Raw genomic sequence first — 8,471 nt, 5'->3', positions numbered from 1 at the left:
TTCTTCTTGGTCGTTTCCCGGGGAGCACCTCCCCCCCGACGCTCAGCGCACGTCGTCGTCCACCCAGTCCATGGACTTGGTCACGGCCTTGCGCCACAGCCGCAGCTGACGGTCCCGCTCCGCGGCATCCATCGCAGGCTCCCAGCGCCGGTCCTTCTGCCAGTTCGCGGCCAGCTCGTCGAGGTCCTTCCAGAACCCGACGGCGAGGCCCGCCGCGTACGCGGCGCCGAGCGCCGTGGTCTCGGCCACGACGGGTCGGACCACCGGCACGCCCAGCACGTCGGCCTGGAACTGCATCAGGGCGTTGTTGGCCACCATGCCGCCGTCCACCTTCAGCTCGCTCAGCGCGACACCGGCGTCGGCGTTGACGGCGTCGAGCACGTCACGCGTCTGGAATGCGACGGCCTCGAGCGCCGCCCGCGCGATGTGACTCCGGTTCGCGAAGCGGGTGAGACCCACGATGGCGCCGCGGGCATCCGGGCGCCAGTACGGCGTGAAGAGGCCGGAGAACGCCGGCACGATGTACACGCCCCCGTTGTCCTTCACCTGCGCGGCGAGCTTCTCCACCTCGGGCGCGGACGAGATCAGCCCCAGCTGATCCCGCAGCCATTGGATCAGCGAGCCGGCGACCGCGATCGACCCTTCCAGCGCGTAGTGCGCCGGCGCGTCGCCGAGCTTGTAGCCGACGGTGGTCAGCAGGCCGTTCTTCGAGTGCACGATCTTCTCGCCCGTGTTGAAGATCAGGAAGCAGCCGGTCCCGTAGGTGTTCTTGCTCTCGCCGGCCTGGAACGCGGCCTGACCGAACGTGGCGGCCTGCTGGTCGCCGAGGATGCCGGCGATGGGCGCCTCGCGCAGCAGCGATCGGCTCTCCGCGCGTCCGTACACCTCGGACGAGGACCGGATCTCCGGCATCATCGATCGGGGAACGCCGAACGCCTCCAGGATGTCGTCGCGCCACTCCAGGGTGGTCAGATCCATGAAGAGCGTCCGTGAGGCGTTCGTGACGTCCGTGGCGTGGACGCCGCCGTCCGTCCCTCCGGTGAGGTTCCACAGCACCCAGCAGTCGGTGGTGCCGAACAGCAGGTCGCCGGCCTCCGCCCGCTCGCGGGCGCCGTCGACGTTCTCCAGGATCCAGGCGATCTTGGTGCCGGAGAAGTATGTCGCCAGGGGCAGCCCCACGACGGGTTTGAACCTGTCGATGCCCTCGTCGGCCGCGAGCCGGTCGACGATCTCCTGCGTGCGGGTGTCCTGCCACACGATCGCGTTGTACACGGGCTCACCCGTGTGCCGGTCCCACACGACGGCGGTCTCGCGCTGATTCGTGATGCCGACCGCGGCGATGTCGTGCCTGGTGAGGTGCGCCCGGGTGAGGGCGAGGCCGATGACCTCCTGCACGTTCCGCCAGATCTCGGCAGGATCGTGCTCGACCCAGCCCGCGCGAGGCAGGATCTGCTCGTGCTCCTTCTGGCCGGATGCCACGACCCGGCCGGCGCGGTCGAAGACGATCGCCCTGCTCGAGGTGGTGCCCTGATCGATCGACAGAACGTACTCGGCCATGCGGCCCTCCTTCAGCGGATCTCCGGCGATCCGCGTCCTCACCAGTGTGGTCAGTTGCGCGCCGGGACGGCGATCGACAGTCCGTGCGCGTCGTTCAGCAGCTGCACGGTCGCCTCGACCTCGGCATCCCTGCGGCCCTGGTCCCAGCCCATCAGCGGCGCCAGCGCGTCGGCCAGTTCGACGAGCAGGTCACCCGTGACGTCGCCGACGAAGGCGATGTTCGAGCGGCGCAGCACGACGTCGGCGAGCCGGACGACCAGCTCGTGCTCGACCATCCACTCCAGCTCGCGTACGGACAGCGCGCCACCGGCCAGGGGGCGGTCGTCCTCCTGCTCGATGTGCGACCAGACCTCGGCCGCGCGGGTGCCGTAGCGCGTCAGCAGCGCATCGCCGCGTGCGGCGTCGGCTCCGGGCAGATTCGCCTGCTTCCACGCCGCACGAGCCCTCGTGGTGCGAGGGAAGCCGTGCCCGCCGCCGATCGGCAGGCCGGCGGTCGACACCGAGCGGGGCCGTCCCAGCAGTTCGAGCACGCGGTTCGAGAGGTGCTCGCCGAGCGCGCGGAACGTCGTCCACTTGCCGCCGACCAGGCTGAGCATCGGCGTCGGGCCGCTCTCGTCGAGCTCGATCCGGTAGTCGCGTGAGACGAAGCCGGGAGCGGTGTCCTCGTGACGGGGGAGCGGGCGGATGCCGGCGAACCGGTAGACGATCTGCTCGCGATCCACCTCGATCGCGGGGAAGACATGGTGGATGAGGTCGAAGAAGTAGTCGATCTCCTCCTCGGTGCAGCGCGCAGGCTCCCTCGGATCGGCGTCGATGTCGGTGGTGCCGACCATCACGCGATCCTTGAGCGGGTAGATCAGCACGATGCGGCCGTCGGAGTGCTCGAAGAAGATCTCACGACCCTGCGTGGCGGCGAGCAGCTCGGGGTGATCCAGCACGATGTGCGAGCCCTTGGTGCCGCCCATGAACCGGGTCGCGTCGCCGAGGGCGTCGTTGGTCAGGTCGGTCCACGGGCCGGATGCGTTCACGATCACGTCCGCCCGGACGGTGAACTCCTCGGCGCTCTCACGATCCCGCAGCACCACGCCGTCGCCGTCACGGCCGACGGCCTCGACGTAGTTCAGGGCGTGCGAGCGCGGGTTCGCCGACCGGCCGTCCTGGAGCACGTCGAGCGCCAGGCGCTCGGGATCGTGCATGGAGGCGTCGTAATAGGTGGCGGTGTACTTGATCCGCGGATCCAGGTGGGGGAGTTCCGCCAGTGACGACGTGCGGCCGAGGAAGCGGTGCCGCGGCACGGAACCGCCGTCGCGGGAGAACGTGTCGTAGATGGTCAGGCCGAGCTTGATCAGCACGGCGCCGCGCTCCTGGGGCTTGCCGCTGCGGTGAGTGAGGAAGCGGAGCGGCGCCGACAGGATGCCGGAGAAGGTGGAGTAGATCGGGATCGTGGTCTCCAGCGGCTTCACGTAGTGCGGTGCGATGCGCAGCAGGCCGTTGCGCTCCTGCACGGATTCGCGGACCAGCCGGAACTCGCCGTTCTCCAGATAGCGGATGCCGCCATGGATCATGTGGCTGGATGCCGACGATGCGCCGCCGGCGAAGTCGCCCCGATCCACGATGACTGCGTCGACGCCCTGCAGCGCGAGATCGCGGAACAGCGAGATGCCGTTGATGCCGGCGCCGATGATCAGGACGGTGGTCCGTCCGGCCTCGCGCACGGATGCCAGCTCCGCCGCCCGTCGTGTGCTTCGCGTCTTGTCGACCATGGTGTCCCCTTCGTCCAGCCTCCAGCATCCGACCTCTGGCAGGATCATGCAAACGTTCTGCACGAATGTGCAAAGCTGACTGCGGAGGTGGTTCGGATGGCTGCGGATCAGGGGCGACAGGATGCCAAGGTGACCGCCGCGCTCACCGCGGCGAAGCTCTACTACCTGCAGGACATGACGATGGACGCGATCGCGTCGGAGCTGGGCACCTCGCGCTCCTCCGTGTCGAGGCTCCTGGCGCATGCACGGGACACCGGACTCGTCGACATCCGCATCAACTCGCCCTTCGAGCGCGTCGGACAGCTCGAGGAGCAGCTGCGCCGGCGGTTCCGGATCGCGGCGCACATCGTCCCGATGTCGGGGATCGTCAACGAGGTGGAGCGACTGGAGCGCGTGGCGCTGACGGCCGGGCGCCTGCTCTCGCAGTTCATCGACTCGAACATGGTGGTGGGCATCGCCTGGGGGTCGACGATCTCCATGGTCAGCCGCGCGCTCGTGCAGAAGGAGACCCACGGCACGACCATCGTGCAGCTGAACGGCGCGGGCAACATCCAGACCAGCGGGCTGGAGTACTCCAGCGACATCCTGCAGCGATTCGGCCACGCCTTCGGCGCGCAGGTCGAGCAGTTCCCCGTGCCGGCGTTCTTCGACGACCCCGACACCAGGGCCGCGATGTGGCGGGAGCGCAGCACGCGCCGCGTGCTGGCGTTCCAGGCCAAGACCGACATCGCCGTGTTCGGGCTCGGCTCGCCGCAGTCCGAGGTGCCCAGCAGGGTGTACGTCGGCGGCTACCTCAACCGCGACGACTACCGCAGTCTGCGGGAGGACGAGGCGATCGGCGACGTGGCGACGGTGTTCTTCCGGGCGGACGGCAGCTGGAAGGACATCCGCCTGAACGCCCGGTCCACAGGATTGGGGCTGGACCGGCTGCGACGCGTGCCCCGCCGGGTGTGCGTGGTCTCGGGAGCGGCGAAGGTCGGCACGCTCCGCGCGGCGATCGCCGCAGGGATCGTCACCGACGTGGTGCTGGACGAGACCCTGGCGCGGCTGCTGGTCGAGGACGACTGACGTCGGGCCCGGCGGCCTGCTCAGTCCGCCGCGGAGTGCTCGGGACCCGCACGGAACTCCCGGATGAGGTGGTGCACGACCTCGTGCAGATCACCTCCCGCGGCATCCGCCGCCTCGAGCTGGCGAGCGTAGCTGGCACCGTTCTGCAGGATCGTCCGCACGCCATCGAGCTCGCGGGCGCAGGACAGATCGTCCGCGATCGGTCGAAGATCGTCGAGCACCGCCGAGAGGTGCTCGCGGACGGGCACCTGGGAGCCCGCGGAGTCCACGATGACCCGCGCGTCCAGGCCGTAGCGCGCGGTGCGCCACTTGTTCTCGCGGTGGAACCACGGCTGCAGGGTCGGCAGCTCCCTGCCCTCGTCGAGCTCCCGCGAGAAGAACTCGACCAGGGTCTGGGTGAGCGCGGCGACCGAGGCGAGCTCGGTGAGGGTCGACATCCCGTCGCAGGCGCGCACCTCGATCGTCCCCCAGCGGGGCGCCGGGCGGATGTCCCAGCGCACCTCGGACACATCGCGCATCACTCCGGTGCGGATCATGTCGTCGAGGTAGCCCTCGAAATCCTGCCAGGTCCGGACCGGCCACGGCAGGCCCGCCGTCGGGAGCTGCTGGAACACCAGCGAGCGGTTCGAGGCGTAGCCGGTGCGCTCGCCCGCCCAGAAGGGGCTCGACGCCGACAGCGCCTGCAGGTGGGGGAGGAACGCGGAGAGCGCGCCGACGATGGGCAGCACCTTGCTGCGGTCCTCCACGCCGACGTGCACGTGGATGCCCCAGATCATCATGTTCCGGCCCCACCACTGCGTGCGCTCGATGAGCTGGTGGTAGCGGGTCTTCTCGGTGACGCGCTGATTGAACCACTGCGCGAACGGGTGACTGCCCGCCGAGAGCAGCTCGATGCCCGCCGGATCGGTCGCGCCCCGCACCGCACTGATCGCGGCGGCGATGTCGGCCACGGCATCCCTGACGGTCGCCCCGACGCCGCTGGTGACCTCGATGGTGTTGGTGAGGAGCTCGCCGGTGACGGTATGCCGCTCCGTCGCGCTCTGCGCCTCAAGCTGGGCCAGCAGTTCCGGCGCGCGCCCGACCAGGTCCCCGGTGGCGGGATCGGCGAGCATGATCTCCCATTCCAGACCGACCGTGGAGCGGGCTGAGGGCGCGAATTCGATCGGCACGCGCACAGTCTGACACGCGGCCCGGTCCCACCGCACACGCCGTGTCGCCCGGTTTCGCGGTCCGCGGGAGGATCTGGCAGAATAGAGGGTCGGACGGCTGCTCGACCCTCTATCCAGCATCCGTTCCCCCATCAGAGCCTCCGCCGGGTTGTGCACCCCACTCTCCAGGCGTCGTTCATCTTCCTTTCCACACCATTCAGGAGAATCGTGGCTGTCAAGATCCGTCTCAAGCGCTTCGGTAAGATCCGCGCCCCCTACTACCGCATCGTCGTCGCCGACTCGCGCACCAAGCGCGACGGTCGCGTGATCGAGGAGATCGGCAAGTACCACCCCACCGAGCAGCCCTCGTTCATCGAGGTCGACTCCGAGCGTGCGCAGTACTGGCTGTCCGTCGGCGCGCAGCCGACCGAGCAGGTCACCGCGCTGCTGAAGCTCACCGGCGACTGGGGCAAGTTCAAGGGCGACAAGAACGCCAAGTCCACCGTCCAGGTCGCCGAGGCCAAGGGCGCCTTCGAGGCCGACTCGTCGAAGAAGTCGGTCATCAAGCCCAAGGCCGAGAAGAAGGCCGAGCCCGCCGAGGCTCCCGCCGCTGACGCGGAGGCCGCTGAGGCTCCCGCCGCCGACGCAGAGTAATCCGCTGTGCTCGCCGCCGCGCTCGAACACGTCGTCAAGGGGATCGTCGATCACCCGGACGATGTCCGCATCACCGCATCCGCGTCGCCCCGGGGCGACCTCCTCGAGGTGCACGTGCACCCGGATGACCGTGGTCGCGTGATCGGGCGCGGCGGCCGCACCGCCAAGGCGCTGCGCACGCTCATCTCCGCCCTCGCCGACGGACGTCGCGTCCGCGTCGACGTCGCGGACGACTGACGTGGCGGGCGACAAGAACCAGCTCCGCGTCGGCCGCCTGCTCAAGGCACACGGTCTCAAGGGCGCGTTGAAGCTCGAGCTCTACACCGACAACCCGGAGCGCCGCTTCGTCCCGGGCGCCGAGTTCACGCTGCAGGTGCCGGAGGCATCCGCGTGGCACGGCAAGACGGTCACGATCCGCGACTACCGCGTCATGAACGGCAGTTCCGTGGTCTTCCTCGAGGGCGTCGAGGACCGCACTGCTGCGGAATCCCTCGTCAAGGCCATCCTCTGGATGGATGAGGACGACGAGGTCGAGGACGACGCCTGGTACGCGCATCAGCTCGCCGGTCTCGACGTGGTCCGCGACGATCAGGTCATCGGCCGCGTGCTGCGGGTCGAGCACCTGCCCGCGCAGGACCTGCTGATCGTGAAGACCGACTCCGCCGAGGTCATGGTCCCGTTCGTCTCTGCGATCGTGCCGACCGTCGACATCGCGGCCGGTCGAGTGATCGTCACCCCGCCTGCCGGGCTCTTCGAGGAGCTGCCGTCGGCCGCGGACGCCGCCGATGAAGCGGATGCTGCGGACCAGACCGCATCGGAGTGACGGCGCCATGCGCATCGACGTCGTCTCGATCTTCCCGTCGTACTTCGACGGACTGACGCTGTCCCTGCTCGGGAAGGCGCAGGACTCGGGCATCCTCGACCTGAACGTGCACGATCTGCGCGAGTGGACGCACGACCGGCACCGCACGGTCGACGACACCCCCTACGGCGGCGGCGCCGGCATGGTCATGAAGCCCGAGCCGTGGGGCGAGGCGCTGGATGCCTTGGCACCCGACGCGGGCAGGCCGACCATCATCTTCCCCTCGCCCGCCGGCGAGGTCTTCACGCAGGCGACGGCGCGGGAGCTCGCGAGCCGTGAGCACCTGATCTTCGGCTGCGGCCGCTACGAGGGCATCGACGAGCGCGTCTTCGAGTACGCCGCCGAGCTGGGCGAAGTGCGCCTGATCAGCCTGGGCGACTACGTGCTCAACGGGGGAGAGGTCGCCGTGATGGCGATGGTCGAGGCCATCGGCCGGCTCATCCCCGGCGTGGTCGGCAACCCGGAGAGCCTCGTCGAGGAGTCGCACGAGGACGGTCTGCTCGAGTACGCCTCGTACACGAAGCCGTCGGTGTGGCGCGACAGGGAGGTGCCGCCGATCCTGCTCAGCGGCAACCACGGCGCCATCGCGGCCTGGCGCCGCGAGCAGCAGGTCGAGCGCACCCGGGCTCGCCGCCCCGACCTTCTCGGGGACTGAGCGCCGGCCGCTAGCGTTGAGGCATGGCCGATCAGACGCTGGCGAAGTCCTTCCTGAACGCGGGGGAGGACTACGACCGTTTCCGCCCCGGTTTCCCCGAGGCGGCGGCGGACGCCGTCCTTCCTGCGCGCGTGAGAACAGCGCTGGACCTGGGAGCGGGCACCGGCAAGTTCACGATGCTGCTCGTGCCGCGGGCCGACCGCGTCATCGCCGTGGAGCCGTCCGAGCAGATGCTGGCGGTGCTGCGCGCCAAGCTGCCTGATGTCGAAGCGCACATCGGAGCCGCGGAATCGATCCCCGCATCCGATTCGTCGGTCGACGTCGTCACCGTCGCGCAGGCGTTCCACTGGTTCGATCGGGAGCCGGCGTGCGCCGAGATCCGTCGCGTGCTCGTCCCGGGCGGCACCCTGGGACTGCTGTGGAACCACTCGGACCCGGCGTGCGCCTGGGACCGCGCCTGCACGCGCGTGGCGCATCCCGGCCTGTCCGAGGGACTGAAGGCCGACGACTCGGTCACCGCGACGCTGCCCGGCTTCGAGGAGCCGCGGTTCGTGCAGGTGCCGTGGCAGGAGCGGATCACCCGGGCCGACTACATCTCCCGGTGGCTGACCGTCAGCTCGTTCCTGGCGGCGTCCGATGACGACCGCGCGAGCATGGTCGCCGCGATCGAGCGCATCCTCGACGAGGATCCTGAGACCGCCGGGCGCGATGCGTTCGACCTGCCGCAGATCACCGACGTGTACGTCTACCGCGCGAGCTGAGCG

9 protein-coding genes are annotated in these 8,471 nt (G+C 69.5%); 6 read left to right on the top strand and 3 right to left on the bottom strand.

The window, feature by feature from the left end:
* Positions 1-42: 42 nt before the first annotated feature.
* Positions 43-1,557, bottom strand: coding sequence for a glycerol kinase GlpK (glpK, locus tag ACTJJ4_RS03185; RefSeq protein WP_440941981.1), 1,515 nt, complete (start codon positions 1,555-1,557; stop codon positions 43-45).
* Positions 1,558-1,607: 50 nt separating this feature from the next.
* Positions 1,608-3,320 carry an FAD-dependent oxidoreductase gene (locus ACTJJ4_RS03180; RefSeq protein ID WP_440941980.1) on the bottom strand — a complete coding sequence of 571 codons (1,713 nt, stop codon included), beginning with the start codon at positions 3,318-3,320 and terminating at the stop codon, positions 1,608-1,610.
* Positions 3,321-3,416: 96 nt separating this feature from the next.
* On the opposite strand from ACTJJ4_RS03180, the gene ACTJJ4_RS03175 reads away from it, so the two are divergent.
* Positions 3,417-4,388 (top strand): sugar-binding transcriptional regulator, encoded by a 972-nt coding sequence (locus ACTJJ4_RS03175; RefSeq protein ID WP_440941979.1) that lies wholly within the window; start codon positions 3,417-3,419, stop codon positions 4,386-4,388.
* A 20-nt stretch (positions 4,389-4,408) separates the two neighbouring features.
* Here ACTJJ4_RS03175 and ACTJJ4_RS03170 read toward each other — a convergent pair whose 3' ends face one another.
* Complete coding sequence (locus ACTJJ4_RS03170) at positions 4,409-5,557, bottom strand: glutamate--cysteine ligase (protein WP_440941978.1); 1,149 nt, start codon at positions 5,555-5,557, stop codon at positions 4,409-4,411.
* Positions 5,558-5,764: 207 nt separating this feature from the next.
* Here ACTJJ4_RS03170 and rpsP point away from each other — a divergent pair, with 207 nt between their 5' ends.
* The 5 genes from rpsP to ACTJJ4_RS03145 are packed head-to-tail and all read left to right on the top strand — an operon-like array spanning position 5,765 to position 8,468.
* Positions 5,765-6,190: a 30S ribosomal protein S16 gene (gene rpsP, locus ACTJJ4_RS03165; protein ID WP_440941977.1), complete on the top strand. Its 426-nt coding sequence runs from the start codon at positions 5,765-5,767 to the stop codon at positions 6,188-6,190.
* Between the two features lie 6 nt (positions 6,191-6,196).
* Complete coding sequence (locus ACTJJ4_RS03160) at positions 6,197-6,427, top strand: RNA-binding protein (RefSeq protein ID WP_071644715.1); 231 nt, start codon at positions 6,197-6,199, stop codon at positions 6,425-6,427.
* A 1-nt stretch (position 6,428) separates the two neighbouring features.
* Positions 6,429-7,013 carry a ribosome maturation factor RimM gene (gene rimM / locus ACTJJ4_RS03155; RefSeq protein WP_292703430.1) on the top strand — a complete coding sequence of 195 codons (585 nt, stop codon included), beginning with the start codon at positions 6,429-6,431 and terminating at the stop codon, positions 7,011-7,013.
* A 7-nt stretch (positions 7,014-7,020) separates the two neighbouring features.
* Entirely contained in the window at positions 7,021-7,707 is a 687-nt protein-coding gene (gene trmD / locus ACTJJ4_RS03150; protein ID WP_440941976.1) for a tRNA (guanosine(37)-N1)-methyltransferase TrmD, read from the top strand.
* A 23-nt stretch (positions 7,708-7,730) separates the two neighbouring features.
* Positions 7,731-8,468, top strand: coding sequence for a class I SAM-dependent methyltransferase (locus ACTJJ4_RS03145; RefSeq protein WP_440941975.1), 738 nt, complete (start codon positions 7,731-7,733; stop codon positions 8,466-8,468).
* Positions 8,469-8,471 lie beyond the last annotated feature (3 nt).

Origin of the sequence: Microbacterium sp. 22195, assembly GCF_052056515.1 — a bacterium.
Taxonomy (GTDB): Bacteria; Actinomycetota; Actinomycetes; order Actinomycetales; family Microbacteriaceae; genus Microbacterium.
The sequence above is the reverse complement of the archived record's forward strand: the minus strand, read 5'-3'. Positions and strand labels throughout refer to the sequence as shown.

Excerpts from the sequence above, each read along its gene's own strand:
- glpK (WP_440941981.1), bottom strand. The coding sequence starts at position 1,557 with ATGGCCGAGTACGTTCTGTCGATCGATCAGGGCACCACCTCGAGCAGG.
- ACTJJ4_RS03180 (WP_440941980.1), bottom strand. The coding sequence starts at position 3,320 with ATGGTCGACAAGACGCGAAGCACACGACGGGCGGCGGAGCTGGCATCC.
- ACTJJ4_RS03175 (WP_440941979.1), top strand. The coding sequence starts at position 3,417 with ATGGCTGCGGATCAGGGGCGACAGGATGCCAAGGTGACCGCCGCGCTC.
- trmD (WP_440941976.1), top strand. The coding sequence starts at position 7,021 with ATGCGCATCGACGTCGTCTCGATCTTCCCGTCGTACTTCGACGGACTG.
- ACTJJ4_RS03145 (WP_440941975.1), top strand. The coding sequence starts at position 7,731 with ATGGCCGATCAGACGCTGGCGAAGTCCTTCCTGAACGCGGGGGAGGAC.